The organism is Paenibacillus sp. Aloe-11 (assembly GCF_000245715.1).
GTDB lineage: Bacteria > Bacillota > Bacilli > Paenibacillales > Paenibacillaceae > Paenibacillus > Paenibacillus kribbensis.
Genome location: NZ_JH601052.1, coordinates 1 through 26,095, shown reverse-complemented (window position 1 = coordinate 26,095; position 26,095 = coordinate 1). Strand labels below are relative to the sequence as shown.

General features: G+C 45.5%; 27 protein-coding genes and 1 pseudogene. 6 read left to right on the top strand and 22 right to left on the bottom strand.

Annotated elements, in window-relative coordinates:
• Positions 1-731: pseudogene (locus WG8_RS28290) on the bottom strand (glucuronate isomerase); the annotation flags it as partial.
• Between the two features lie 472 nt (positions 732-1,203).
• On the opposite strand from WG8_RS28290, the gene alsS reads away from it, so the two are divergent.
• Both alsS and budA read left to right on the top strand, forming a co-directional pair.
• Positions 1,204-2,901, top strand: a complete 1,698-nt coding sequence (alsS, locus tag WG8_RS10650) for an acetolactate synthase AlsS (protein WP_198286449.1) — start codon at positions 1,204-1,206, stop codon at positions 2,899-2,901.
• Between the two features lie 162 nt (positions 2,902-3,063).
• Positions 3,064-3,816, top strand: coding sequence for an acetolactate decarboxylase (budA, locus tag WG8_RS10645; protein ID WP_007430175.1), 753 nt, complete (start codon positions 3,064-3,066; stop codon positions 3,814-3,816).
• Between the two features lie 166 nt (positions 3,817-3,982).
• Here budA and lepA read toward each other — a convergent pair whose 3' ends face one another.
• From lepA to murI, 3 genes are all read right to left on the bottom strand, one after another.
• Complete coding sequence (gene lepA / locus WG8_RS10640; protein ID WP_007430174.1) at positions 3,983-5,788, bottom strand: translation elongation factor 4; 1,806 nt, start codon at positions 5,786-5,788, stop codon at positions 3,983-3,985.
• A gap of 227 nt (positions 5,789-6,015) precedes the next feature.
• On the bottom strand, positions 6,016-6,999 hold the full coding sequence (locus tag WG8_RS10635; RefSeq protein ID WP_007430173.1) for a S8 family peptidase: 984 nt from the start codon (positions 6,997-6,999) through the stop codon (positions 6,016-6,018).
• 186 nt (positions 7,000-7,185) lie between these two features.
• Positions 7,186-7,989: a glutamate racemase gene (gene murI, locus WG8_RS10630; RefSeq protein ID WP_007430172.1), complete on the bottom strand. Its 804-nt coding sequence runs from the start codon at positions 7,987-7,989 to the stop codon at positions 7,186-7,188.
• A 285-nt stretch (positions 7,990-8,274) separates the two neighbouring features.
• Between murI and WG8_RS10625 the strand changes: the two genes are divergently transcribed.
• Positions 8,275-8,901 (top strand): FMN-dependent NADH-azoreductase, encoded by a 627-nt coding sequence (locus WG8_RS10625; protein WP_007430171.1) that lies wholly within the window; start codon positions 8,275-8,277, stop codon positions 8,899-8,901.
• Positions 8,902-9,127: 226 nt separating this feature from the next.
• Here the strand turns inward: WG8_RS10625 and WG8_RS10620 are convergent, their stop codons facing one another.
• The 8 genes from WG8_RS10620 to zwf form a co-directional block, all read right to left on the bottom strand.
• A complete protein-coding gene (locus WG8_RS10620; protein ID WP_007430170.1) occupies positions 9,128-9,637 on the bottom strand; it encodes a hypothetical protein in 510 nt (169 codons plus the stop codon).
• A gap of 173 nt (positions 9,638-9,810) precedes the next feature.
• Positions 9,811-9,966, bottom strand: a complete 156-nt coding sequence (locus WG8_RS27380; RefSeq protein ID WP_007430169.1) for a hypothetical protein — start codon at positions 9,964-9,966, stop codon at positions 9,811-9,813.
• 748 nt (positions 9,967-10,714) lie between these two features.
• Positions 10,715-11,800, bottom strand: coding sequence for a lactonase family protein (locus tag WG8_RS10615; protein ID WP_007430168.1), 1,086 nt, complete (start codon positions 11,798-11,800; stop codon positions 10,715-10,717).
• Between the two features lie 68 nt (positions 11,801-11,868).
• A complete protein-coding gene (locus tag WG8_RS10610) occupies positions 11,869-12,315 on the bottom strand; it encodes an OsmC family protein (RefSeq protein ID WP_007430167.1) in 447 nt (148 codons plus the stop codon).
• 54 nt (positions 12,316-12,369) lie between these two features.
• Positions 12,370-13,578, bottom strand: coding sequence for an MFS transporter (locus WG8_RS10605; RefSeq protein WP_007430166.1), 1,209 nt, complete (start codon positions 13,576-13,578; stop codon positions 12,370-12,372).
• 351 nt (positions 13,579-13,929) lie between these two features.
• The gene (locus tag WG8_RS10600; protein WP_007430164.1) at positions 13,930-14,604 is read right to left on the bottom strand and encodes an SOS response-associated peptidase; all 675 of its coding nucleotides are present in this window, start codon (positions 14,602-14,604) and stop codon (positions 13,930-13,932) included.
• A gap of 145 nt (positions 14,605-14,749) precedes the next feature.
• Positions 14,750-15,643, bottom strand: a complete 894-nt coding sequence (gene gnd, locus WG8_RS10595; protein ID WP_007430163.1) for a phosphogluconate dehydrogenase (NAD(+)-dependent, decarboxylating) — start codon at positions 15,641-15,643, stop codon at positions 14,750-14,752.
• A gap of 48 nt (positions 15,644-15,691) precedes the next feature.
• The gene (gene zwf, locus WG8_RS10590; RefSeq protein ID WP_007430162.1) at positions 15,692-17,194 is read right to left on the bottom strand and encodes a glucose-6-phosphate dehydrogenase; all 1,503 of its coding nucleotides are present in this window, start codon (positions 17,192-17,194) and stop codon (positions 15,692-15,694) included.
• Between the two features lie 292 nt (positions 17,195-17,486).
• Here zwf and WG8_RS10585 point away from each other — a divergent pair, with 292 nt between their 5' ends.
• Together WG8_RS10585 and WG8_RS10580 are read left to right on the top strand one after the other, a co-directional pair.
• Entirely contained in the window at positions 17,487-17,807 is a 321-nt protein-coding gene (locus tag WG8_RS10585; protein ID WP_007430161.1) for a winged helix-turn-helix transcriptional regulator, read from the top strand.
• A 143-nt stretch (positions 17,808-17,950) separates the two neighbouring features.
• Positions 17,951-18,280 carry a hypothetical protein gene (locus WG8_RS10580; RefSeq protein WP_007430160.1) on the top strand — a complete coding sequence of 110 codons (330 nt, stop codon included), beginning with the start codon at positions 17,951-17,953 and terminating at the stop codon, positions 18,278-18,280.
• Between the two features lie 270 nt (positions 18,281-18,550).
• Here WG8_RS10580 and WG8_RS10575 read toward each other — a convergent pair whose 3' ends face one another.
• The 9 genes from WG8_RS10575 to WG8_RS10535 all read right to left on the bottom strand — a co-directional run bounded on the left by WG8_RS10575 (position 18,551) and on the right by WG8_RS10535 (position 24,781).
• Positions 18,551-19,153 carry a nitroreductase family protein gene (locus tag WG8_RS10575; protein ID WP_007430159.1) on the bottom strand — a complete coding sequence of 201 codons (603 nt, stop codon included), beginning with the start codon at positions 19,151-19,153 and terminating at the stop codon, positions 18,551-18,553.
• 108 nt (positions 19,154-19,261) lie between these two features.
• Complete coding sequence (locus WG8_RS10570; protein WP_007430158.1) at positions 19,262-19,546, bottom strand: hypothetical protein; 285 nt, start codon at positions 19,544-19,546, stop codon at positions 19,262-19,264.
• A 134-nt stretch (positions 19,547-19,680) separates the two neighbouring features.
• Entirely contained in the window at positions 19,681-20,007 is a 327-nt protein-coding gene (locus WG8_RS10565) for a (2Fe-2S) ferredoxin domain-containing protein (protein ID WP_043890956.1), read from the bottom strand.
• A 32-nt stretch (positions 20,008-20,039) separates the two neighbouring features.
• Positions 20,040-20,540: a metallophosphoesterase family protein gene (locus tag WG8_RS10560; RefSeq protein ID WP_007430156.1), complete on the bottom strand. Its 501-nt coding sequence runs from the start codon at positions 20,538-20,540 to the stop codon at positions 20,040-20,042.
• A 24-nt stretch (positions 20,541-20,564) separates the two neighbouring features.
• Positions 20,565-20,999, bottom strand: coding sequence for an Rrf2 family transcriptional regulator (locus tag WG8_RS10555; protein ID WP_007430155.1), 435 nt, complete (start codon positions 20,997-20,999; stop codon positions 20,565-20,567).
• 99 nt (positions 21,000-21,098) lie between these two features.
• A complete protein-coding gene (locus tag WG8_RS10550; RefSeq protein ID WP_007430154.1) occupies positions 21,099-21,476 on the bottom strand; it encodes a DivIVA domain-containing protein in 378 nt (125 codons plus the stop codon).
• Between the two features lie 288 nt (positions 21,477-21,764).
• On the bottom strand, positions 21,765-22,769 hold the full coding sequence (locus WG8_RS10545; RefSeq protein WP_007430153.1) for a Gfo/Idh/MocA family protein: 1,005 nt from the start codon (positions 22,767-22,769) through the stop codon (positions 21,765-21,767).
• Positions 22,770-22,788: 19 nt separating this feature from the next.
• The gene (locus WG8_RS10540) at positions 22,789-23,151 is read right to left on the bottom strand and encodes a helix-turn-helix transcriptional regulator (RefSeq protein WP_007430152.1); all 363 of its coding nucleotides are present in this window, start codon (positions 23,149-23,151) and stop codon (positions 22,789-22,791) included.
• A gap of 457 nt (positions 23,152-23,608) precedes the next feature.
• On the bottom strand, positions 23,609-24,781 hold the full coding sequence (locus tag WG8_RS10535) for an acyltransferase (RefSeq protein WP_007430151.1): 1,173 nt from the start codon (positions 24,779-24,781) through the stop codon (positions 23,609-23,611).
• A gap of 179 nt (positions 24,782-24,960) precedes the next feature.
• Here WG8_RS10535 and WG8_RS10530 point away from each other — a divergent pair, with 179 nt between their 5' ends.
• A complete protein-coding gene (locus WG8_RS10530; RefSeq protein WP_007430150.1) occupies positions 24,961-25,515 on the top strand; it encodes a hypothetical protein in 555 nt (184 codons plus the stop codon).
• Positions 25,516-25,685: 170 nt separating this feature from the next.
• Here the strand turns inward: WG8_RS10530 and WG8_RS10525 are convergent.
• Positions 25,686-26,095, bottom strand: a 410-nt coding sequence (locus WG8_RS10525) for an ATP-dependent helicase C-terminal domain-containing protein (RefSeq protein ID WP_007430149.1), incomplete at its 5' end; no start/stop codon positions are given.

Below are 26,095 nucleotides of genomic sequence, written 5' to 3'. Positions count from 1 at the left end.
ACCGTATCCAGTGCATGATCGGATACCCGTCCTCCAGCAGCATAAAAATGACGCACCCGGCTCGCCAGCGCATTCAAAAATCCTTCAAAGCCGGAAACATCCAGGCCGCTGACCTCACCCAGACGGGCTACCCAAGGCTGAAATGTTTCACGATTAATTTCCAAGGCTTTGTCCGGGCGGAAGCTCGGCAATACAGCCACTGGAAAATCGCTCAGCTTGCAGATTTGTTTATGGTATTCAAGATGGTCCGTCGGATCATCTGTGGTGCACACAACAGTTACCTTCGAATTTACAATCAGATCACGTGCTCCAAAGCCCTGTCCCTGCAGCTTTTGGTTCACTTTCTCCCAGATCAAAGGTGCGTTCTTTTCATTTAGCAGCTCATGTACACCGAAAAAGCGTTGAAGCTCCAAATGTGTCCAATGGTACAGTGGGTTACCGATCAGTGTAGGTACGGTTTTGGCCCAAGCCAAAAACTTGTCATAATCTTCGGCATCCCCCGTAATCAAGCGCTCCTCTACCCCATTGGCCCGCATCAGTCTCCACTTGTAATGATCTCCGTACAACCAAGCTTCCGTAATATTCTTGAATTCTTTATTTTCGTAAATTTCCTGTGGACTTAAATGACAATGATAGTCGATAATCGGCATATCCTTGGCATACTGATGATACAAAATTTCAGCTGTGGGATTGCTTAACAAAAAGTTTTCGTCTAAAAATGCTTTAGTCATTACTCTCTCATCCCTTCTATAGTCCTCTTTCCAACAAAATTGTTAACGTTAACAAAAATGGTTGTATTCTGCCTATTATTTAGCAATAGCATTCTGCATAACTTAACAGGTCACGTTATTATACAAGACGATCAGGCCATATTATGATTCCTGCTTTTTATATCGCTCTGGATCATTTCACCTTAAATTTAATGTTTACGTTAACAACAACTATATTGTAACCGCTATCCTTTGCAGAGGAAAGTGATTTTTATCATGTGGGATGACAAAAAATAAACAGGAATTTCTTTTTCAAGTTTCCGCACTTTGTACTTCCCTATTAAAACGGCATTTCGAAAACGATTTCATTATTTTTTGCCATTTTTCTGAAAATTTCTCTCTTGAAAATACCAGTTATTGTATTATAATTGTCACATGCATCCAATGTTTTACATTGAAAGTATTTCATAATATTTCAAAGACAAAAGAAGAGGTGACTGCATTGAGTACAAAAGTGCAAGATGTCCAAGCAAAGACCGTTACGAAAGGAGCTGACCTTGTTGTCGATTGTTTGATCAAGCAAGGAGTAACGCACATTTTTGGTATTCCAGGTGCCAAGATTGATTCCGTTTTTGACGTTCTTCAAGATCGTGGTCCAGAATTGATCATATGCCGTCATGAACAAAACGCCGCCTTTATGGCAGCTGCGGTCGGTCGATTAACTGGGAAACCCGGCGTATGTCTTGTTACCTCCGGTCCCGGTGCATCGAATTTGGCGACAGGACTTGTCACCGCTAATGCGGAAAGTGATCCCGTCGTTGCTCTTGCTGGTGCAGTCCCAAGATCCGAACGTTTGAAACGCACGCATCAATCTATGGATAACGCCGGACTATTCGAACCCATCACCAAATACAGCGTCGAAGTAGAACATCCTGATAATGTACCGGAAGCTATTACCAATGCATTTCGGATTGCGACCTCAGCTCAGCCTGGAGCAACTTTTGTCAGTCTGCCCCAGGACGTGTTGACTTCGTCATCCGAAGTAACAGCTATTGAAAAGCTTTCCCTTCCACAGCTTGGAATTGCACCGGACGGGCTAATCAAGCAAGTCGCAGGCCAAATCAAAAAAGCCAAGCTGCCCGTACTTCTTCTCGGTATGAAAGCCAGCACCCCTAAAGCCACAGCAGCCATCCGCGCACTCATTCGAAATACGGATTTGCCTGTAGTCGAAACATTTCAGGCCGCTGGAGCCATCTCTCGTGAGCTGGAAAGCCACTATTTCGGAAGAGTGGGGCTATTCCACAATCAACCGGGCGACATGCTTCTTGCGGCGGCAGATCTGGTACTAACGATTGGCTATGATCCTATAGAATATGATCCAAAAAACTGGAACATTCCCGCAAATCGAACCTTGATTCACCTGGATGATCATCAAGCGGATATCGACCATGATTATCAGCCAGATTACGAGCTTATCGGTAATATAGACCTGATCGTAAGCAGCCTCGCAGAGGAAATCCCTACCTTAAAGCTGCCTGAAGCCTCATGCGCCCAGTTGGACCGACTTCGCCAAGATTTGAATGATCAGGCCGCTATTCCTGCACGCAAGCAAAATGATCTGATTCATCCATTACAATTCATTCGTACATTACGCAGCCTGATTGATGATAACGTCACGGTCTCCTGTGATGTGGGCTCACACTACATTTGGATGGCCCGATATTTCCGTTCCTATGAACCGCGGCGACTCCTGTTCAGCAACGGGATGCAGACTTTAGGCGTAGCTTTGCCCTGGGGTATTGCTGCCACTCTCGTCAATCCTGGTCAAAAGGCCGTTTCTATTTCTGGTGATGGAGGATTTCTTTTCTCATCCATGGAGCTCGAAACCGCCGTACGTCTTAACTCTCCGCTCGTGCATATCGTATGGAGAGATGGAAGCTACGACATGGTCGCTTTTCAGCAAAAAATGAAATACGGCAGAACTTCCGGTGTAGAATTCGGAGATGTAGATGTTGTGAAATATGCCGAGAGCTTTGGGGCAACCGGATTGCGTGTACATGGCCCGGAAGAACTGGAAAGTGTGCTGCAGCAGGCACTCGATACTGATGGTCCCGTGGTCGTCGATATTCCGATTGATTATCAGGATAATATCCAGCTAGGACGTAAGCTGCTTCCTAATCAGTTAAATTAACCTTAACTGGGCCTCACTCGTGACAGCTTGGTGACAATGAAGGGGTTTAGCGTTTTTTTTATGCTTTTTTTGAGTTACTCATGTTATTTACTGAAAATTTATGTTTATTATTGAAAAAGAAAGAAAATAAATGCATACAATTACAAAAGGAAGTGTATTGCCATGACCGTTGCAGAACTGGAAAACAAGGAAGAAACTGAACTTGATCATGATATTTACCAAACGTCTACCATGCTCGCTTTATTAGATGGTCTTTATGATGGGGTCGTAGCCTTCAAGGAACTACAAAAGCACGGGGATTTCGGGCTTGGTACATTTGACCAGCTCAATGGTGAGATGATTGCGTTTGATGGTGAATTTTTTCACTTGCTTCCAGACGGTACGGCCCATCGTGTAAAACCGGAAGAGACCACTCCTTTTTCCACAGTCACCTTTTTTCGTGAAGATTTCACATATACCATTGATCGCCCCATGCATCGCGATGAGCTGGAAGCCCTGCTGCTCAAGCTGTTCCCAAGCCGCAATTTATTCTATGCTTTCCGTTTAGATGGCACTTTCCGTGAAGTAAAAACACGAACCGTGCCTCACCAAGTGAAACCTTATAAGCCCTTTATTGAAGCAACCAAGTCACAGCCTACCTTCACTTTTAATGAGGCTTCCGGCGTGATCACAGGCTTCTGGACACCTGCCTATGCGCAAGGCATTGGCGTAGCCGGGTTTCATCTGCATTTTATTAATGAGGAACGCACGGGAGGCGGTCACGTCTTTGATTTAATCATCGACAAGTGCACCATCCGTATTTGTCAAAAATCCAATCTGCATCTGGTGCTGCCCGATACACCGGATTACTTGACCGCCAACCTGTCCAGAGAAAACCTGGATAAAGAAATCGCTGTTACCGAAGGTCCGCAGTAATCACAGGGTATAACTCATCAAGATACGGACCCTATAGCTAGACACTAGACAGCAAAAGATCACAGTCAGGGAATGAGGCTTACACCTCTCTGACTGTGATCTTTTTTGATGCAGGAGACCGTAGTTGAAGTTGTCTTCGACATGTCTCTGCAATTATACGTGTTACTTAGTTGTTCCCTTTACCCATTTCTAGAATGGTGTTAAACACTTCCTGTGGCAATCGTATATCGCTACTTTCCATTTTGCGTTTATTCATATTTTGTCTTCGCAACAACGCTTGTTTCTTGGAGATGCTCTTCTTTTCCCCGCTAACCGCAGCATTCTTTCTTAATGGAGGAACATCTTCTCTGGCGATTACTTTCCCCTCAACCAGCACTTGAACTGGCATAGGATACAGTTTTCTGGGAATCTTATGCTTTAACTTTAATACGAGCTCTGAGGCAGTACGGTAAACATCCTCTCGGTGCAGAATAAAAGCCAAGGCATCAATCTGTAAATAGTTTACTAATATTTCTGCTTTAACTAGATCTGCGGTTCGGTACTCTTTATATTTTACGTCCATTGTGGCGTACCCACGGGATATGGATTTCAACTGATCAAAAAAGTCATAGGCAATTTCGGAAGCAGGCATTTCATACTTTAATATGGCTTGATTGGATTGGTAGCTTAAATCATAAAAGATTCCTTTTCGGCTGGTTACCAGCTTCATCATATCGCCAATATATTCTTCCGGTAATGTAATAGTTACCTCAGAAAAGGGCTCCTCTACCCTTTCTACCTGAACGAATGGCGGATAGTTTACCGGATTATTCACCCATAGCTCCTTGCCATTTTTCATGATCACATGATACGAAACGTTAGGAGCAGTTGTAAGAACTGTGACCCCATACTCCTTTTCTAGACGTTCTCGTATAATTTGCAGATGAAGCATACCTAAAAATCCGCAACGAAATCCTTTCCCTAATAGATCAGATTGCTCCTCCTCATAACGAAAAGAGGAATCGTTCAAAGCCAGTCGATGAATGGCATTTTCAAAATCTTTGTATCTGTCGTCACTTGGGTAAAATCCTGCAAATACTGTCGATTTAGACTCTTTATACCCTGGCAGCGGCTCTTGAACAGGATCGGCAGATGAAGTTAGCGTGTCACCAAGTTTGACCCTTTGAACTTCTTTCAAACCCGTAACGATATATCCAACCTCCCCAGCAGACAGTGAACCCGTTGACTGCATATGAGGTGAAAACACTCCTATCTCAATGGGTTCAAACCCTGCCTGGGTGGCCATGAATACAAGTGTCTTTTCCTTATCTAAAGAACCTTCAAACAAACGAATGTAGGCGATTACTCCTTTATACGGATCGTAATGCAAGTCGAAAACCAAGGCCTTTAAAGGTTTCTCAACTGAGCCTGCAGGTGGAGAAATAACGGCTTGAATACGCTCCAATACATCTGCGACACCCTGGCCTGTCTTTGCAGAAATATATAATATGTCCTGCTCGTTAAAATCCATGGATTCAATAATCTGCTGGCGGGTTTGATCCATATTAGCGTTTGGACTATCCATTTTATTTATTACAGGTATGATGACTAAGTGATTTTCCTTCGCAATTTGATAATTGGCAATCGTCTGAGCCTGAACACCTTGAGTGGCATCAACAAGTAAAATTACTCCTTCACTGGCAGCCAGGCTTTTTGAAACTTCATATGAAAAATCGACATGTCCAGGGGTATCAAGCAAATTATACTTATACTCCTGTCCATTCCTTGCTTGATAGAACACACGGACGGTCCGTGATTTAACTGTTATACCGTGCTCGCGTTCCACATCCATCGAATCCAGCATTTGGTCTTTCAAATCTCTTTTTGAAACCGTCTGGGTCATTTCCATGATCCGGTCTGCTAATGTCGACTTTCCGTGATCAATATGGGCAATTATAGAAAAGTTCCTTATATAATTGTGCTTGTTTTTCATTTATATTACTCCTCTAATATTTTAATCGTTTATTAGAGGATTGCTGCAATCCTCTAATAGGATGCAACACCGACAGTTAAAATAATTAAAGTTGGGAAATACATTCACAACACTCCTTTGAAATTTTCAGAAACAAATCAATGCTTCCTTTTTGATTTTATATCTCATGTTGCCTATAATCAATGCAAAATCCATCTTATACTCTACCTTAAAATCAAAAATAGCCGCTAAAGTAGCGACTTATTAGATGCTGCACTCAGTATTCCTGCTACACGCTGTGTATCGAAAATACGGGAAAGCTCATCTACTGCTGTCAAGTACAATAGACCGTTGCCTTCCAGCTTAGGAGAATTGCCGAGTGGAATTGTGCGTTTGATGAGCTGTGCGTACAGCTCCGGTTCAGTGAGATTACGCTCAAACCTTGCATTCGCCAGCTGCTTAATCAGTGCCAAAGCACCTGCCACGTGCGGGGTAGCCATCGAAGTTCCGCTAAAGGTCGCATATTTGCCGCCCGGAACGGTGGACAATATATCCTCTCCCGGTGCAACCAAATCCACTTCATTATTGGAGTTGCTGAATTCCGAGGCATGTCTGTCAAAGTTTACTGCACCTACGCTGATTACTTCATTATAGCAGCCGGGGTAGCCGAGCTCGTCCGTTCTATCGTCACCGTCTCCCTCATTACCAGCTGCACAGATGACCAGGATTTGGCTGGCTACAGCCTTTTGCACCGCTTCATGCAGCTCAGGCACATCCTCAGGGCCGCCAAGCGACATCGAGATGATATCTGCCTTTTGCTCAATCGCATAATAGATGCCTTGAATAATCCAGTCATATTGGCCGGAGCCCTGCTTGTTCAGCACTTTGATAATGAGCAAATCCGCCTCAGGAGCGACACCGACGACACCATGCTCATTTTCCGCTGCCGCGATGGTTCCTGCCACATGTGTACCGTGACCGTTGTAATCCTTGAAGATCTCCGGATCACCTTCATCATCATCCGTGAAATTCCGGCCGCCAATAATGCGCTCCTTCAAATCAGGATGGTCCGAATCACAGCCCGTGTCCAGCACGGCTACCTTCACTCCTCGGCCTCGGGTCTGGTTCCATACCGCTGGAGCCTGAATCAGCTCTACACCTCGCGGTATTTCATTCGCTTGCTGCTCCTGCTTGATCACTTGGTAAGGAATGATATGCACTTTACGTTCCATCCTATTCCCTCCTTCATGGATACAATCGGAAACCATCCGTCTATGAAACTTTGAAACCCTCTATGAAGTGAACGTTCGAGGTTACTATATTCTAGCAATTTTTGAAAAGTTTGAACATCCCCGTTTTGCTTATTTCTGTAAAAAAACAGACACCCCCATCATTTTCCTGGAGAATGTCTGTTATATTTACAAATATATCTTTTCATGCTCTGCATAGATTTCAAGCGCGCGTTCCATCTTATGCACATAGGCTTCATCCTGACTGGAACATAGAAATGTAACGTGCCCCTCCTGCGATTGACCCGCTTTTACCGGAGATGCCAGCAAATTACGCTCGGACAGCACCTGTTTTAATCGTCTAACCGTCCCCTGGCTCCCATCGATTAGCTGAATATGAGAAGGCAGCAATTCTTTCAGAATTTCCTTATAAAATGGATAATGCGTACATCCCAAAACGACCGTACCATATATGTCCAGGTTAAACGAAGACAACTTACGGTTAAAATATTCGAACAATTCTGTCCGGTCAAAATTTAACTGTTCACAATATTGCACAAGCTCCGGCAGAGGTAGTGAGTCCACACTTCCATGATCGTCAACCCTCGATACCAGTGCTGCATAACCGGATTGCTTTAATGTCAGCGATGTGGCTAATACCAGTACTCTTTTCCCATTCGCTCGATTCATCTCTACCGCAGGCTTCACTGCAGGCTCCATGCCAATAATCGGGATAGAATATTCTCTTCTCAGTTCCGCAACCGCAATACTCGTCGCGGTATTGCAGGCAATAACCAATGCCTTAACCTCTTCTTTTAGAATCGTTTGTACCAAAGTCTTGACATATCCGCGCACTTCTTGTGGTGTTTTCGTCCCGTAAGGAGCATGAAGCGTATCTGCCATATATACAAAACTTTCGTTCGGCAGCCGTCTTAACGCCTCAGATAATACCGTAATTCCACCTAGTCCTGAATCAAAAAAACCAATTTTCAAGCTACTCACCTTTTTCGTTCAATTGTTGTACCGCATTTTGCAGCAACGTCGTAACTTCAATTTTTACCTATTCATCCATACTCTCAACTGCTCATATTTAAATTTTACCGCAAAACTGATAATTTGCAAAAGAAACACATGGTTTTTACAGTGTAAAAAATAAAGCGGCTTTTCAAAATAAATTTAATATAAAAGAGTTGACAGAAATTATCTTTATATTGTAATATTACGAGGTAACTTACTAACTTAACTTACTTATTCAATTTACCTAGGGGGAAATATTTCATGTCTAAAGTATTGTTTGTCAAAGCTAATGATCGTACAGCCGAAGAATCTGCAACGGTTAAATTGTATAACGCATTCGTGGAAAGCTACAAGTCTTCCCACCCATCTGATGAAATCACTGAGCTGGACCTGTTCTCTGTCGAGCTTCCTTATTTGAACGCTAACATGATTAACGGTACGTTCAAATCCGCTAGAGGCTTGGAATTGAACACTGAAGAAGCTCGCCTGGCCAACATTGCCAATGGCTACCTGGATCAATTCCTGGCAGCAGACAAAGTGGTATTTGCTTTCCCGCTCTGGAACATGACAATTCCTGCAGTACTGCATACGTACATTGACTACCTGAACCAAGCTGGTAAAACATTCAAATACACTGCTGAAGGTCCTGTGGGTCTCGTAACTGAAACTAAAGTTGCGCTGCTCAATGCAAGAGGCGGCGTATATTCCGAAGGACCCGCTGCTGCTGCTGAAATGTCTTTGAACTTCATGAGCAACATCTTATCCTTCTTCGGTGTAAAAGACATCGTGAAGGTTGTACTGGAAGGACATAACCAAGCTCCAGATCAAGCACAAGAAATCGTTGCATCTGCTGTACAACGCGCAACAGAAGCAGCAAAATCATTCTAATACCATATATATGATCAAAAGAGGATATCCGCACCCCGTTGGGGATGGATATCCTCTTTTTTTGTTATTGATATTCCGTTATTTTTGCCCCCTACCGGAGAGGGCCGGACGACCCTCTACATAGTTGACGTAATCTGCGACATACTTCTCGAGCTGTTCATCGCTCACTTCGCATTATATCGACGTTTCTCGATATGTCAACTCATTTTCATGCATACTTTGTATGTTAAGGAATGAATTGCTGCACGATTTTAACGATCTTGCCGTTACGCAGCGTCACATGGTACGGAAATTGGCTGAGGTCCAGTATATCTTTTTTGGCGAAATCTTGTTCAAACTGTTCCAGCGGAATCGACTCGTTCCATTTCACATCTGTATCTTCAATACGACCGGTATGATCATAGATTTGTACCTCTACCGAAGCATCCGGCGCAACCTGATAAACATCATTTTGAACGGAATTGTTTACGATGTAGTAGCCGTCTGGCGCTCCGTCCAATCCTGTATTTCCTTCATGCTCCAAGAACGCCTTGTCCGCTGCCTTGCCTTCATACCATTCAATTGGATCTGCCGACAAATAGATTTGTCCGTTGCGCATCTCCATTTGGTTTATATATACGATCTCCTGATTTTCAGCAGGTGTTACGGGCGTGTAGCCTTGTGCTGTTGCTCCCGCTGCCGTCATCAGCATCATCATTAAAGCTAATACTGTCCATTTCGAAGCTAATCTCATCATGTCTGATCTCTCCTTACCGTCTGGGTATGTACACGGTGTCTGTAAGCTTCATTACCCTTGTGCACTTATCATAAACGTTGTACGGTTTAAAAGTGTATCAGATACATAAAAAATAAGTTACGATTTTTTAAGACTTGGTCTTAAAACTTGATTACATGTCCTGCTACTTCTCGTCATCTTATCAAACCGACCTGACGCGCCTGTTCCTCAGTGAGAATAAACTCCTCATTTCCCCACACCTCGTCCTCTTTGGTTACACCAAACATCCCCATAATCTCTGTCCAGATTCCTTTGTCGGCGGCTTCCTTTTGCGTAATGATGATTTTCATGTAAATCCCTCCTCCTGTAGAATTCGTGCAATCCAACGCTGTCGATTTGTGTGGCCCACTGCGCGAACAGATGGTTTCTCCGATCGCTGTTGGAACCTGATTTTTTGATTATATTTTAATAGTGAAAATTAGGTTCCAAAGGCGAACGCTATCGCTTCTCCGAAATCCATCTGCCCGCTTCGTTACTCAGCTTATCCCTGCTATTCTCATTTTTCATAAGTTTGCCTCTAAAAAGCCGACGGGGCTAAACTGATCCTTAGGCAAAATGTATACTTTCATTTTCACCCTCTAACCCTTAGATGGAACTCACAATGCTTGTCCTGGATTTGCATTATCGGAGATGCTTGAGGGGTTCTTGTCCCGCTTATAACATATGTACCCTTTTGCTACCGAGATTATTCGTATTTTATTTTGTAATTTTAAAGCTTTAGATTACATTCGTGGGTAATGACTTCTTTAGAAACGACTAAGTGTAAAAATAAAAACGGCCGCAGATTAATCTACGAACCGTTTTCTAAAAGATTTTCTATGCTTGGTGAATCAATCGAAACCATCGCCAAAAGCACCCAAACAGCGGAGAGGACGGAATCGTTCTGAAGAAGCGGAGCGTTCGCCTTTGTCCCCGGATTTCTACCCTTGAGCATATAATCAAGAAATCCGGGGGCGGCAGCGATCAGAAGAATGATCCGTCCTCGTAGCGGACATGAGCCGCATACCGTTACTTAGTCGTTTTAGTTACTCCGTCATTTTACACGGAAAAGTAAAAAGGCTGTACGCATACCGGCTTGGACACGGTTACTTGTTGTCCGGTATAGGTTAAGCGGCCGCTTGCCTTGTCCACTTTGAATGTAACAATGTTGTTCGTATCACGGTTTGCCACCAGCAAATGATCACCGTTTGGAGTCAAAGCAAAATGGCGCGGATGTTCGCCTTCGGCAGACACATGCTCGACCAGGCTCAGCTTGCCGTTTGCTCCATCTACAGCGTACACTACAATGCTGTCATGCCCGCGATTGGAACCGTACAGATAAGCACCATCCTGCGAAATCGCAATTTCAGCGGTTGTGTTTTCGCCAGTAAAGTCAGACGGCAATGTCGGTACGCTCTCCAGCTCAGTGAGCTTGCCAGCTTCTGCATCATATGCAAAAGAAGTAATGGACGAATCCACTTCGTTAATAACAAAAGCAAACTTACCGTTCGGATGGAACGTCAAGTGGCGTGGACCTGCACCTGCATGGGTTTTGGCTTCACCATGAAGTACCAGCTGACCTTTGCCAGCATCAATGGTGTAGATACGGATCAGATCCAGACCGAGATCTTGCACGAACAGGAAGCGGCCGTCAGGGCTAAAGAAGCTGGAGTGAGGATGTGGACGATCCTGACGCTCAGGATGCGCTCCTTTACCTTCATGCTGCTTCACATCCAGCAGCTCACCGATACGTCCGTCCTCAGTCAGAGACACCAGTCCCACCATACCTCCGTGGTAGCTGACTACGATAAGGAAACGGTCGGATGGATCACGCTGAATGTGGCAGGTTGTTGAGCCAACGTTTTCCGCGCGATTCAGCAATGTAAATGTTCCTTTAACCGGGTCAATTTCAAACGCAGCAGCTTCGCCTACCTTCGCTCCGCTAGCCGAAATCGTCTCACCGATCGAATACAACTTCCGATTTTTGACGTCCACATTCAGGAATGTAGGATTTTTCAAGCCGGAGAACTCATCCTGTAATGTAAGTGCGCCAGTCTCTTCATTAAAAGTGTACGCATACACTCCACTGCCTTCCAATTCGGCGTAAGAGCCTGCGAATACAAGCAATTTTTGTTGTGCTGTCATGGTTTTGTCCTCCTTGAATTAGAAAATAATGGGCAATTGGAATGATTGCTCCTGGTTCAAATATCGCTTTAAGAGGCGCGTTCCACGACAGGCTCTGTAGACAAAGCCACGTTTCCCGCAACGGCACGCGAGATCATGCAGGATGTCTCTGCCTGCTCTGTCAGACGCAATGCTTGTTCGATCTGCGATTCTGACGCATCAGCAGCCAGCTGAACCCGCGGACGATGCACGATTCGACGATATGTAAAAATATTGTTCGTTACATCGACAATCCCTTCGGATTCCAGCGCCAGGGATGCCACCGGGAGACTGGCACGCTCCATCATCGCTGCCAACGTAATCAAATAGCAGGTTGCGGCAGCACCGAGCAGCATTTCATCCGGATTTGTACCCACGCCGGGGCCACCCATCTCAGCCGGGATCGAAATCGCAGTCCGCAGTTGTCCGGCTTCAATACGGCCGTCGCTGTTGCGTCCCCCGTTCCAGTCTGCCTTGAGCAGAAAGGTATGCTCCATTTCAGGTCACTCCTCTCTCTTGTATTATGAATCTTTATATAGGTGAATGTAAAGTTAGTCGATCTCCTGATTTTTCGTTTCGGTCCCCAGCAACCCTACAGCGGCTGCTCCAATCAGGATAGCGACAAAGAAAATCCCAAAGATTGCGGATAACCCAATGCCCTGTCCTACCAATATTCCGACCACCAATGGTCCGATGACGCCTCCGATACGGCCAAACGCAGCCGCCATACCCACACCGGTAGAACGGACGGCCGTCGGATACAATTCCGGTGTATAGGCATACATCGCTCCCCAGGCGCCGAGATTGAAAAAGGACAAGCAAATCCCAGCAGCCAGCAGCATCCCGGCCGTTTCCGCGGTTCCGAACCAAATGGCAGACACCGCCGTCAGCAGTAAATAGAGGATCAGGACGAATTTGCGGCCCAGCTTTTCAATCAGATACGCAGCGGTAAAGTAACCTGGTAATTGCGCAAGCGTCATGATCAGGACGTACTCAAAGCTTTTAACCAGCTCAAACCCTTTCATAAACATCATGCTCGGCAGCCACAGGAACATGCCGTAATAGGAAAATACAACCGTGAACCATAATATCCACAGCATTAACGTAGACTTGCGATTCGCTCCCGTCCAAATAGAAGCCACACGTTCCCGCAGCGAAAGCTTGATGCTCTGCTGCTTGTAACGCGGTGAATCCTCAACAGCCCTGCGCAAATAAAGAGCGTACAGCGCAGGCACTGCGCCGAGAATAAAGGCCATCTGCCAACCATACTTCGGGATCACAAAATAGGCAATAAGGGCCGAAAGAATCCATCCTGCTGCCCAGAAGCTTTCCAGTAATACAACTGCTCTCCCTCGCTCCTTAACAGGCACCGATTCCGACACCAGCGTCGAAGCTACAGGCAATTCTCCGCCCAAGCCTGCGCCGGCAATAAAACGCAGCACCAGCAGCACTCCAAGACCCGTCGCAAAAGCAGACAGACCACTGGCAATGGAAAAAATCAGCAGCGTCCACACTAATATAGCGCGTCTGCCGTAGCGATCCGCTAAAATCCCGGCCAAAGCGGCCCCAAACACCATTCCTATTGAATTCATCGAAGTCACCAGACCAATTTGCTCTGATCCCAGATGCCACTCCTTGGCCAGCGCTGCAACTATAAATGAAAGCAGCCCCACATCCATGGCATCAAAAAGCCAACTGAGCCCTGCGCTAAACAGCAGCTTCCTTTTCTTAGCTGGTGGTAATGAAGTTAATTCACTCATGATTTGCTCTCCCCTAAATGCATCATATACAGCCGTATATTCAGATGTCTTGTCACCTGCAGCCTAGCATCTATTGTACCGCAAGCTTCCTGAATCTGCGAGTATTTTACGCAGAAAAAAACGGAAGATTGCCTACGGCAATTCTCCCGCCTTCTGGAACCTGCCACTTACCGGTTTTGGACCAGACCGATGATCGTCACCATGAGCACCAGCAGCTGGATGAGTGTATCGTTACTCATTCCAATCGCCTCCATCCCATATGAGATACTCCTTCGGCCGTTTCCCCTCTCCCCGGATCATGAGCTTGTTCCCCAATACATACTTATGCAGGCGGCGGGCAGTTTATGATCTTTAAGGTTTAATCCAGGAATATTGCAAATCCATTTCCTGAATGCATTCGCGATTATCGTGTTCATCATTCGCCACCAGCGGAGTCACCGGATAGATGCTCATATCGCCTTGCTCATATGTGCGCAGTAACGGCAGCAATTCATCGACGTTTTGAATGGACGGGTTCAGCCATGCACCAATATGTTCGGGGTCCAGAATAGCCGGCATACGACTGTCGAATTCACGTATATCCGCATTGGCCTGGACTGTCATCATCGTGCAGGTACGCAGCGGCTCCTTGCGACTATCCTGCCATATTTCATATAAGCCCGCGACCGCAAACATTTTCTGTTCCGGCAGCACCACGCGTACAGCACACATGCGTTTACCTAATTTTCTCCAATAATAAAATCCGTTGCAAGGAATGATACACCGCCGGGTTTCCGCCATCTTGCGATAGCTCGGATTTACCCGAAGCGAATTTAAGTCGGCGTTAACACAATCCTTGCCCCAGTAAGGGATAAAACCCCAGCGGAATTCATCAAGCACCCGTTCTCCATCCTGATGCAGCACAATCGGGATATGCTGGGTGGGACTCATGTTATAACGTGTTTTGTAATAATACATCACCCGCTGTATACCAAAATGGTCCCTTACCTCATCCAAATCCGCTGATAACGAAAATCTTTTGCACATATGCTCTTCTTCCTTCCGCCTTTTTCATCTATTGTGCGGATATACAAGGAAAAATATGCATACAGCAAAAAGCGCATAGCAAAAACATATAGCAATATCCCCGCAGTAGTGAAGCTACGGGGATAGATACTAACTTATATCGTTCTTACTTCTTTTCTACCGCGTGACCGCCAAATTCATTGCGCAGTGCAGCAACCACTTTACCGTTAAACGTATCGGTGTCAAGAGAACGGTAACGCATCAGCAGGGACAAAGCAATGACCGGCGTCGCTGCCTGAATATCCAGTGCTTCCTCAACTGTCCATTTGCCTTCACCGGAAGAGTGCATAACCCCACGGATTTCATCCAAATTCGCATCCTTGGAGAATGCACGTTCAGTCAAGCCCATGAGCCAGGAGCGGATAACGGAGCCGTTGTTCCACACGCGCGCTACTTGCTCATAGTCAAAGTCAAAGTTGCTTTTCTCCAGCACTTCAAATCCTTCACCGATGGAAGCCATCATACCGTATTCCACACCGTTGTGAACCATTTTGAGAAAATGTCCACTGCCGGATTTACCTGCATACAGATAGCCATTTTCCACCGCTGTATCGCGGAAAATAGGTTCAACAACCGCCCATGCCTCCGGGTCGCCGCCGATCATGTAACATGCACCATGGCGTGCGCCTTCCATACCGCCGGACGTTCCTGCATCCATAAAGCTGATGCCGTATTCTTTCAGACGGGTATGACGGGCAATGGACTCTTTGTAATGAGAGTTGCCGCCTTCAATAATGATGTCCCCTTTGGACAGCAATGGTTGAAGCTGATCCAGCACAGTATCGACAATTTGATGGGGAACCATAATCCACAGGACTCTCGGAGACTGGGTTGCCTGTACAAGCTCTTCCAATGTGAAAGCACCTGTAGCACCATAATCCTTCATTTCTTGAATCGCTGCTGCATTCACATCATAAGCAACAACTTCATGCTGATGGTCGATCAGGTTTTTTCCGAGATTCAAGCCCATTTTTCCCAAACCAATTAATCCAACTTGCATTGTAAAGGCCTCCTGCCGTAGCAAAATATATTGTCTATTTGTTAATGCTTATGAACGAACAACTGCTTTTTCAGAACTTTCGGACTTTTGATCCAGCCACCATGTAAAGCCCTGTTCCTCCAACAATTGATCCGAAGCTTCCGGACCATAGGAGCCTGCTGCATAAGTGTGTAGTGGAACTTCTCCACGTGCAAAAGCTTCCAGCACAGGTTGTACCCACATCCATGAAAGCTCAACTTCATTCCAGTGAGCAAAAAAGGTGGAATCGCCGCGCAGCGCATCAAAGATAAGGCGCTCATAAGCTTCCGGTACAGCCTTGTCCTCGGAATTATAGTTCATCAGAACTGTTTCCAGTTGACCATTGTTCAGCGGGTCTTTGCTATTCAGGCGCAGGGTTACCTTTTCATCCGGATTCACATGAATGATAAGTAAGTTTGGTTCAGATGGCTGCTCTTGTGCAGCATATGGATCTGTGCTGTCCTTTTTGAACTCCACAACAATACGTGTGGATTTTTCTTTCATGCGTTTACCGGTGCGAATATAAAATGGCACACCTGACCACTGCTCATTGTCAATCCATAGACGGGCTGAAATAAATGTATCATTTTGCGAATCAGGCGCAATACCCGGTTCTTCTTTATAGGAAGGAACTGTGGTTCCGTTAATCTCACCGCTCGTATACTGCCCTCTAACCACGCTGGAGGCAATATTCGAAGGATCAAGTGGACGGAGTGCCTGCATAACCTTGGTTTTTTCGTCACGCACCTGATCGGCTGTTACATGTTCTGGCTTGTTCATGGCTGCCATCATCAGCACCTGCAGCATGTGATTTTGTACCATGTCACGAATAGCTCCGGAATGATCGTAGTATCCAGCACGCTCCTCAACCCCAACGATCTCGGAAGCGGTAATTTGTACATTGGCAATGTACTGATTGTTCCATACTCCTTGAAGCAAAGGATTGGCAAATTTCAAGGCTTCCAGGTTTTGCACCATCGGCTTGCCCAAGTAGTGGTCAATACGATAAATCTCATCCTCAGCAAATGTTCTGCTCAAACGATCATTCAGCTCGCGTGCTGATTCCAGATCATGTCCAAACGGTTTTTCGATAATTAGTCGTTTCCAGCCTTTGGTTTCAGCCAGACCGCTTTCCCGGATATTGAGGGCAATCACATCAAAAAATTCCGGTGCCACCGATAAATAAAACATGCGGTTCCCCGGAATTCCCAAATCATTTTCACGCTGTTCAGCAAGCTGCAGCAGCTTTTTATAATCTTCCGGATGATTGACGTTCAAAGCGCTATAGCGGAACGCACTCAGGAATTGATCCATCTGTGCACGGTCATCATTCACGTGTCTGGAGAAATCCTTAATGGATTGCTCTACATTACTTTGAAACTGCTCGTCAGCCACTTCACGGCGCCCCATCCCAATTACAGAAAAGGAAGCCGGAATTTTACCTTCTACAAACAAATTATACAAGGCAGGGTAAATTTTGCGTTTCGCCAAATCCCCTGTCGCTCCAAATAAGACAAAAGTCATTGAATCCATGAATTATTCCTTCTTCCCATTATAAAAGATGAGGTTATTAAAAGTTACCTGAGGAATTAACGTAACCCATAATACACCCAAAATAAGGGGCAAGTCAATCAAATTTTAGCGAATTCGTGAACATTCGAAATATCCTGTAATGATAACGTTTTCTGTGGTATGATTGACGAAAGAAAAGAGAAAATAATGTTAAATATGTTACAGTTACTACAACATGATATAGTTACTATTGGTATACAGAGTTACTTTTAGTATACTGACTAAAACAACAATGAAATTGAGGGGATTCAAGATGAGCGACGACAGGCAGCCTAAGCTTTTGTGCGGCAAGGTGGAACAGTCCTTTCAGATCATCAGCAAAAAATGGACCGCTCTCATCATTCATACTTTGATGGAACATCCCAAACGATTCAGTGAAATTCATGTCTCCATACCTGATCTTAGCAAACGTATGCTGAACGAACGCATTAAGGAATTAGAGCTTTCCGGCCTGATCCTTCGCAATGTCATCACAGAGCGGCCTGTGCGTACCGAGTATTCGCTGACACGCAAGGGAAAGGAACTTGGTGATGCATTGAATGGTGTAGAGAGCTGGGCCGAAAGATGGCTTTAACCACCAACAGGAGATCGTCCTACACGGTCTCCTGTTATTGTGTTACCTTTTAAGGATCATAATACAGGCTAACGTACGAAAATAATGGTACAACCACGCGGGCTACTCATGATTTTGGATTGAGCCAAGAAAGGATGAGACGGATGGCATTTGGCATTACCCGACAGGAGCTTGCAGCCTGGAAAAGAGAGGTCAGTCGCGGTGAAATTGCTTTTCTGACGCATTACTGGCTGGATAATCGTTTTCCAGGAATTACAACGGTCACCAAGGTAGGCTGCTCCGATTTGGACAAGCTGCGCTTATGGTGCAGCAATAACGGCTTGGACCCTCGATATATTCATCAGCGTCAGCCCTATCCTCATTTTGATTTGATCGGCAGCAAGCAAACGGAGATTTTACGTAAATACGGCATGAGCGATCAGTTGAGACGCTTCGAACAGCATCTTCAAACGGGTATACATCCCCCCTTTTAAACCGCAGCTCTTAGCGTTGCGGTACTTTTGTTTACATACCGGAACCTCATACCCATCACTATCCGGGCAGACATACACACTGTTACCCAAGCAAGCCTCAAGCCCTTCCAGCTTGGGAAAACAGTCGGTTAGTCCCGTTGACGTCTGAATTAATCTCCGAATCAGCACATTTCCAAGGTTAGTCACGTAACGAATGGAATGACAAAAAGCACTGTGAGTACCACAGTGCTCTGCTCAGGATGAAGCCTGGTCGTTTATATATTGTTTGACTTATTTAAACGTTTTTACGCGTTCTTCTACAGGTTGGAACTCTTTATCACCTGGTTGGAAGGTTGGTTTACCGAATGGCATTTCAGCAATCAGCTTCCAATGTTCAGGGATGTTCCATTCATTTTTTACTTTTTCATCAATCAAAGGGTTGTAATGCTGAAGGGATGCACCCAGTCCTTCTTGCTCCAGAGCCGTCCATACTACCAGTTGCAGCATACCATTGGATTGGTTGGACCAGATTGGGAAATTGTCCGCATACGCTTCGAATTGTTGTTGCAGTCCTGCTACAACGTTGTTGTCTTCAAAGAACAAGACTGTTCCGTAGCCGCTGCGGAAGCCGTTCATTTTCTCAGCAGTAGACTTGAATTGCTCTTCGTTGCCTACAACCTCACGCAAAATATCCTCAGTAATATTCCACAGTTTGTCATGCTGCTCTCCGAGCAATACCACTGCGCGTGAAGTTTGGGAGTTAAAAGAGGTAGGTGTATACTTAACAGCTTCCTCTACAATCTCTTGAATCTTTTGATCGGAAATGACCTGTTCTTTGCTGATACCGTAATAGGAGCGTCTTTCTTTCAGAGCTGTAAAGAAGTCTTTAGACATTTTTGTTACCTCCTGAGAAAAATTAATTACTTTTCGTAACTAAATATATATTACACTTATCTTAATGTCAAGAGATTTCTTTTTAAATATTACCAGCAACCTGATGGTTTATACATCGCCTTTGTATTTTTTCTCACTGGAAGAGGTGTGCTTGGTTACGTCCTTGTCGAATTCCTCCTCGCGTTCCATCTTTAAATCCTCCATGGGAATAGCATCTACGGTTTGCTCACTCTCAAAACGATCAAACAGGCTCTTCTGCTCTGTCGGATACTGCTCCGCGTGATCCCGGCTTAAGGGCTGTTCCTGAGCAGCATACTCCGCTGTCCCTCTCCCTGTCTGTTCTTTCCTCCCATTCTGATTCTGGTGGTGCAGCTCATCGTCAAATGAGGTCATTGTTATTGTTTCCCTCCCTCTCGGCTTGGTTGTCCACAGTATACTTTTACCTTTCAGAACAGGGATTAAACGCAAAAAAGAGAAAATCTCCGTAAAGATTTTCTCTCCCTATGCCTGTTTGATCCCTTATTGGATTATTCCGAACGGGAATTACCTGCACACTCATGAAAAAGATGAGTTTCCAGCTTTTCTCCCTCTACGAGCTTCTGCACCAGTTGTGTCCCCGCAGCAGGCGTCATCTGGCCATACCAGTCGCCTTGAGGGTATACGATCACAACCGCAGCATCATGACAACGGCCATTACAGCGAGTTCTGGTCGTGTGAATATAAGCATCTGCGTTTTGTTTACGAATTTCATCCCGGATTGCTTGTGTCACTTCTTCACCCTCATGTCGCATACATGTACCTCCATTACAGATCAATACATGGTGCTTCATCGGTTCTAATTCAAATATAGCCATAGCTTCCCCTTTATTCAACGGATGTTGATTGATTAATTTTTATCTGGATAAAGAATAAGCTGTGCTTTCAACCGTCCACCTGTAAGGTTCAGCACGATAAATGAGTATTCGTCCTCACCACGCTTGTCAGTCGGAGAGCCGGGATTCAGGACAAGCAGCTCTCCCACCTTTTTAACCACCGGAATATGGGAATGTCCGTAAATCAGACAATCCAACGGTTCTCCCTTAAACGTATTCAGCGCAATATTCTCTGTCGAGCCGCGCCAGCCGTGACCGTGGACCATACCAATCCGTTTGCCCTCAACCTCAACGATTCGTTGATAGCCCAAGCGATCTACGATATCTATTCCATCATTGTTCCCGGCAATTCCTTGCACAGGTGCAAATTCCGCCAGGCGTTCATATACGAACCAGTCCGTCCAGTCTCCGGCATGGAGAATGAGATCACTGTCTTTTAGCTCCTGTACAAGCCGACTCGGAAGCGCCTTGCTTCGGTACGGCATATGTGTATCTGAAAGTACGACGATTTTCATATTCAATTCTCCTTTCCCGCGTCTCTACACAGACGAGCTCTGGTGTCCAACCCGCTGCCGGAGTGCCTGTTCCAGATCTCGCAGCGTAACGGTCTCAAAAAACGCCTGTATTTTCTCCTCTGCTACGGTATATAAACCGTCTAACAAAGCGTCTATGTTCTTGCCTACCTCACAATTATGATTACTGTCGGTATGAATGGCGAACAACGGCCCTTCATCCTTGGTCGCTTCATATATCATTTTAAGATTCATGTTGGAACTTGACATACTCAAACGAAAGCCACGTGCTCCCGGCGAGGAATCAACCAGACCTGCTTGCTTGAGTCGGCTCATAATTCTTCTCACGACGACCGGGTTCGTATTGATGCTGGAAGCGATAATCGTCGAAGTCATTCGTTCCGGCGCTCCTTCAGCCAGTAGAAGCAGACAATGGATACTAACGGAAAAATGGGTACTCATGTTAACCACCTTTATATGTGTGCCTCATTAAATGTTGTGTAAAATGCATACCTACATCATACCACATTAAAGAGGCATCAACACAGCGCTTACAGCGCCTCACTCCGGAAAATAGTCATTTTCAGGACGCAATCGCACTTTCAACTGGCGCACGCTATATTCCAGTTGCTTGACGATATCCTCCAGCTGACGACGATCAAGCCCGCTGAAATCGGCAGCAGGCTTAGGTGTATTTTTCAAATCACGTATCGTTGCCTGCTGCTCCTGCCACTTGTCCATCAAGTCGGCTATATTCGCATAAAAGCGTTCATAATCCTTGATGATTTCATCCAGAAAAGCATCTACCTCGTCCGGATCATAGCCGCGCATTTTATTTTTAAACTGTTTTTCATGAATGGAGAGCGCGTCCAGCTGAATGCCCAGTTGTTTAAACAACTGTTTTTGCTTATCCAGACGACGCTTCATATGTTCATCCATCGTTGTTCCCTCCTTAACGCACTATTCTTTTTATATCACATTCTAGGCCGGGAATAAAAGTCGCTGCTGATTGCCCCGTCCTGTGAGCGGTATCAAGGCTGCCAAACGCGATGCCACAAGCTATGATAAAAATATGTAAGATGCAAAGGCTCGAAGCCTGATTGTATGCGTATGCATTCTATGTATTTGTTGATCTAAAAAGCAGCTTGTCTTTGTGACAGGCTGCTGTTCTCGACTCTGCTGTGATACAGCTATTATTTTAATTCGATTACTTTAATTCGATTATTCTTATCCAATTTCCACCCGTTTGCGACTGCGAGCCGATTCAATACAGGCGTCGATCACCTTCATATTGTTTACTGCATCTTCTGGCTCATACGGCAACGGAACACCGTCAAGCACCGCCTCGGCAAAAGCATCCGCCTGCAGCTCAAAGGAATTAAAGCCTTTAAGACGTTCCTCGCGCGTAACCGAACCAACGTGGACGAAGATTTGCGGTACAACAGACGTTCTTTCCCAGCCGAACATTTTGGGCATCGCGATTGTGCCTTTGCTGCCAAGAATCTCCATATTGGAGCGGTTCGCGGCCCACATGCCGCAATCAAAGGTGAGATTGACCCCGCCCGGGAATTCCAGCAGGCCGGATGCCATCATATCAACGTTGTCGTGCTCCGGGGAAAATAAGGCATGTACCGTCACCGCCTCGGGCTCCCGATTCAAATACATACGAGCCGCGGATATCGGATACACACCTACATCATATAACGAGCCGCCGCCCATGCTTTTATTAAAACGTACATTATCTGCCTGATCGGCATTGTTAAACGTAAATGTACAATGAATGCCGCGAATGTCGCCAATTTCCCCGCTATGGATAATTTCCTTAATTCTTCGATGCTTTGGATGATAGCGATACATAAAAGCTTCTGCAAAGATCACGCCTGCACTTTTACAGGCTTCAATCATGCGGCTAGTCCCGGCTGAACTGAGAGAAGATGGTTTTTCGCACAAAACGTGCTTTCCTGCCTCGGCCGCCCGAATCGTCCACTCTTCATGCAAATGGTTTGGCAGCGGAATATATACCGCCCCGATTTCGGGATCAGCCAATAGCTCCTCATAGCTTCCATAGCTTTTCGGAATATCGAATTCCCGGGCAGCGTCAGCAGCTTTATTGGTATCACGGCTGGCAATCCCGAGCACTTCTCCGCGTTCGGATTGCTGAATCGCCGGAATGACAGCTATTCGAGCAATCTCCGCAGTGCCCAAAATTCCCCATTTCAGCTTTCTACCCATCATTCTCATCCTTTCGTGGTCAGGAATAGTTGTCTTGTTCCGCTTTATGCAACATGCCTAAGCAACGGTCCAAATCGGTTTTAACCTGCTTTTTGTAAAGTCGGGCCTTCTCCTCCCCATCATCTGTAAAATGATAGAGTACAATTTCCTGAAAATCCACGCGCGGGTCTGTTCCTTTTAATTGTTTGGTACGGTAAAAAACGCCTTCCTGTACCAGCTCATGGAGCGCTCGGTAGACCTCACTCTGAGGCGGAACATATCCGAAGCTGCTAAACTCATCCTTCATCGATTCAAGCATCTGATATCCATAACCGCGATGCCTCTCTACCATTGTGATCAGATAAATTTTGATAAAAGCCCGCTGGGATATCATAAACGCCATTGCAACAGCCTCCTCCACACCTTATTCATATACCTTATCTTCCATTATAACCCACTCTATGTCCATACACTATTTCCTTTCATTTTCATGAGGGTGTATGAGAACATTCCTCCCCCTTGTGACCGTTCTTAAAGATTGCGAGCGAACTAAAATGAAGCCTCGTTAGGCAGGTTGCGATTGGTGGGCTGTGATTGTAGTTTTATTTTTCTATTATGAATTTTTCATATAGTGAAATTATATTATAAGTATTAAAAAATAGGCCCTTCCCTGATTTCGATCTTGGAATTGGCCCCTCCATTTTTAAAGAAGAAACGGCTTAAAATATCGTTATAGCATTGTTATAAGAAATTTAAGATAGGAATTCTGCGTTTAATTTTTCGGTTTAAACAAAAAATCTCGTTGTGGGTTTAAGCAGCATCCACAACGAGATCATTTGATGCATAAGGAAACCGCAAGGTCAGGCTTGCTTTTGCAAGGCTGGCGGCCCTCCCGCCGGGCGGGGACGAACCCGAAGCCCCACAATCCATTTGCCTAGAGGCATACGGGCCAGCAGCCATGTTCCGGCAATGGAAAAGACCACGCAGAGAATGAACGAGATTAGCGTACGAAGCACGTGGCTCCAGTCTGCAAACAACGTTTCATCAAAAAAGTAGGTCACACGCAGCATAAAGGCATGCATCAGATACGCTCCGTAGGACAACGTTCCGATGGCAGTCAGCATACTCGCCACGCGGCCACCCTTATGAGCGATCCACGTAGCTACCCGATATGCCACAAAAATAGACGCAACACAATATACAGCCATGATCGGACGCAGCAGGGACAAGTAATTAAAGGAAAGAACCGTACCTCGCGGCGTCTGAAACAGACTGGTCATCTCGTACAGCAAGTATCCTGTAATTACGATAAACAACGGCCAATACACCATCTGTCCCTTGGTTACCCAGGCATTCCAGCGTTGAACGTTCATCCCGGCTGCCGCTCCTAACACAAAATAAAAGAAAAAGTAGATCACATTCCGGTCAGCGTACAGGGTAAACCAGGAGGTGATGACCGGGAGCTGGAGCTTGTCCATCGCGTGGTACACAGGTCCAACTGCGAACATAAGCAAAAAATATAACGCGCCAACTCCAGCCAATGCAGCGGGTTGCCATTGTGACGACAGCAGCGCAGACAAACGACGCACAGCATAACGAAACACAGGAAATAACACATAGCATTGGATAATCATAACGATGTACCACAGATGATAACTGCTTTTTCCGTTCAAAAGCTTCTGCAAAAAATCCAGCGGATGAATAGATCCTCCACTTTGGACAAGCTGATTTCCCAATTCGTATAAAAGAGACCATATGATATAAGGTACGATGATGTCCATAAATCTTTTACGTAAAAACGTTCCATACTTTAAGGCTCCATCATAATTGTAAAACAACACCATCCCGGTGATAAATACAAACACGGGAACTGCGAACTTGGAACAAAGCAGTAATAATGTCAGCAGCACCCCGTCCTGGATGCGCGCCCCCTGCGCAACCGCATAATGTGCGATGGAATGCTGAAGAACGACAGCGGCAAAAGCCAATCCTCTCAGCAAAGCGACTTCGGAAATTCTCTCTTTTTGACTCATGTCACTCTCCTGTTATGTCTAGCAGATATGTCTAGTAAAGTATGAATCTATTATAACTGCAATTCCACAAAATAAATATAGAATGGATAAACGTGCCAGCGGGAGAGTATCTATATGTGTAACCATGGACAGATGCCCACAATATAATATTACATCTGTTAGCAGGAGGGATTTTTTTAATGAATAATGGATTTGGTGGATATAAATGTCAATATTCTGGTATAAATCCACTTTTAGATCGAATTTTGGAGCGGTGGACTGGGGAACCCAAAAAAACAGTTTATTTGTTAATCAACAAATATGGCTTACCAAATGACGCAAGCTGGACAAAAATTACATGGTATAATAATGGTCCTTGGAAACGGACGGTTGTTCATCTTCGTACAGTACCTCATAATACTCCGACTCCCCATCTTGATTATTTAGCACAAACCATTGATTATAGGGTCCCGGTTCAATTTTTTGGCGACTTAGCGAGGTTTGATGGTAGTTTATATCCAGACCGAACGGCTGGTGAAGCTACGGCTAAATGCGATCAAGAAGCGGCGAATTTTATGGCTTTGAACTTGATGAACGACATCATTACTGGCAAGCGAACCGTGGAAGATGCACGTCATGCTGCAGTTGAAATTGAAAAAGCTTTTCGACTAAAAGGACAATCGTCACCTTACACCACAGGATTCCTATTCCAAAAACAATTCCATACTGCTGATCCCGATGTCGCCTATTTCTAAGTGGTATATCTCTATGACATTACCAAGCCGAGGAATAACTTTCTCGGTCTTCTTTGTTTTTGATACGAAGTTCTTTTTGGATTTAACATAGCCTATAAAAAAAGCAGCCTTCCCTCTTGGGAAGACCACTGCTCGCTATAATGAACGGATTGGACACTAAACAATGCAACTCAACGCTTTGGCTTCGCTCTGCTGGTCGCCACGGCTTCCAACGGATCATCCGGCCAATAATGCTTGGGATATCTGCCTTTCAGGTCCTTTTTAACTTCAAAATAGGCCTCGCTCCAGAAGCTGGACAGGTCGGAGGTCACTTGCACAGGCCGCTGGGCGGGTGACAGCAAATGCAGCACGAGCGGCACACGTCCCCGGCCAATCCGCGGCGTTTCCCCCATGCCGAACAGCTCTTGCAGCCGCACTGCCAGCGCAGGAGCCTCGGGATTCGAATAATCGACCGGAATACGGGAACCACTGGGTACTCGTATATGCGTCGGTGCTTCCTGTTCAAGCTGCTGCCGCTGCTCCCAATCCAGCCTGCCGAGCAGCAATTCGCTACCGTCCAGTCGTTGCAGATCAGATACAT

Excerpts from the sequence above, each read along its gene's own strand:
- budA (WP_007430175.1), top strand. The coding sequence starts at position 3,064 with ATGACCGTTGCAGAACTGGAAAACAAGGAAGAAACTGAACTTGATCAT.
- lepA (WP_007430174.1), bottom strand. The coding sequence starts at position 5,788 with ATGAAAAACAAGCACAATTATATAAGGAACTTTTCTATAATTGCCCAT.
- WG8_RS10635 (WP_007430173.1), bottom strand. The coding sequence starts at position 6,999 with ATGGAACGTAAAGTGCATATCATTCCTTACCAAGTGATCAAGCAGGAG.
- WG8_RS10625 (WP_007430171.1), top strand. The coding sequence starts at position 8,275 with ATGTCTAAAGTATTGTTTGTCAAAGCTAATGATCGTACAGCCGAAGAA.
- WG8_RS10620 (WP_007430170.1), bottom strand. The coding sequence starts at position 9,637 with ATGATGAGATTAGCTTCGAAATGGACAGTATTAGCTTTAATGATGATG.
- WG8_RS27380 (WP_007430169.1), bottom strand. The coding sequence starts at position 9,966 with ATGAAAATCATCATTACGCAAAAGGAAGCCGCCGACAAAGGAATCTGG.
- WG8_RS10615 (WP_007430168.1), bottom strand. The coding sequence starts at position 11,800 with ATGACAGCACAACAAAAATTGCTTGTATTCGCAGGCTCTTACGCCGAA.
- WG8_RS10610 (WP_007430167.1), bottom strand. The coding sequence starts at position 12,315 with ATGGAGCATACCTTTCTGCTCAAGGCAGACTGGAACGGGGGACGCAAC.
- WG8_RS10605 (WP_007430166.1), bottom strand. The coding sequence starts at position 13,578 with ATGAGTGAATTAACTTCATTACCACCAGCTAAGAAAAGGAAGCTGCTG.
- WG8_RS10600 (WP_007430164.1), bottom strand. The coding sequence starts at position 14,604 with ATGTGCAAAAGATTTTCGTTATCAGCGGATTTGGATGAGGTAAGGGAC.
- gnd (WP_007430163.1), bottom strand. The coding sequence starts at position 15,643 with ATGCAAGTTGGATTAATTGGTTTGGGAAAAATGGGCTTGAATCTCGGA.
- zwf (WP_007430162.1), bottom strand. The coding sequence starts at position 17,194 with ATGGATTCAATGACTTTTGTCTTATTTGGAGCGACAGGGGATTTGGCG.
- WG8_RS10585 (WP_007430161.1), top strand. The coding sequence starts at position 17,487 with ATGAGCGACGACAGGCAGCCTAAGCTTTTGTGCGGCAAGGTGGAACAG.
- WG8_RS10580 (WP_007430160.1), top strand. The coding sequence starts at position 17,951 with ATGGCATTTGGCATTACCCGACAGGAGCTTGCAGCCTGGAAAAGAGAG.
- WG8_RS10575 (WP_007430159.1), bottom strand. The coding sequence starts at position 19,153 with ATGTCTAAAGACTTCTTTACAGCTCTGAAAGAAAGACGCTCCTATTAC.
- WG8_RS10570 (WP_007430158.1), bottom strand. The coding sequence starts at position 19,546 with ATGACCTCATTTGACGATGAGCTGCACCACCAGAATCAGAATGGGAGG.
- WG8_RS10565 (WP_043890956.1), bottom strand. The coding sequence starts at position 20,007 with ATGGCTATATTTGAATTAGAACCGATGAAGCACCATGTATTGATCTGT.
- WG8_RS10560 (WP_007430156.1), bottom strand. The coding sequence starts at position 20,540 with ATGAAAATCGTCGTACTTTCAGATACACATATGCCGTACCGAAGCAAG.
- WG8_RS10555 (WP_007430155.1), bottom strand. The coding sequence starts at position 20,999 with ATGAGTACCCATTTTTCCGTTAGTATCCATTGTCTGCTTCTACTGGCT.
- WG8_RS10550 (WP_007430154.1), bottom strand. The coding sequence starts at position 21,476 with ATGGATGAACATATGAAGCGTCGTCTGGATAAGCAAAAACAGTTGTTT.
- WG8_RS10545 (WP_007430153.1), bottom strand. The coding sequence starts at position 22,769 with ATGGGTAGAAAGCTGAAATGGGGAATTTTGGGCACTGCGGAGATTGCT.
- WG8_RS10540 (WP_007430152.1), bottom strand. The coding sequence starts at position 23,151 with ATGGCGTTTATGATATCCCAGCGGGCTTTTATCAAAATTTATCTGATC.
- WG8_RS10535 (WP_007430151.1), bottom strand. The coding sequence starts at position 24,781 with ATGAGTCAAAAAGAGAGAATTTCCGAAGTCGCTTTGCTGAGAGGATTG.
- WG8_RS10530 (WP_007430150.1), top strand. The coding sequence starts at position 24,961 with ATGAATAATGGATTTGGTGGATATAAATGTCAATATTCTGGTATAAAT.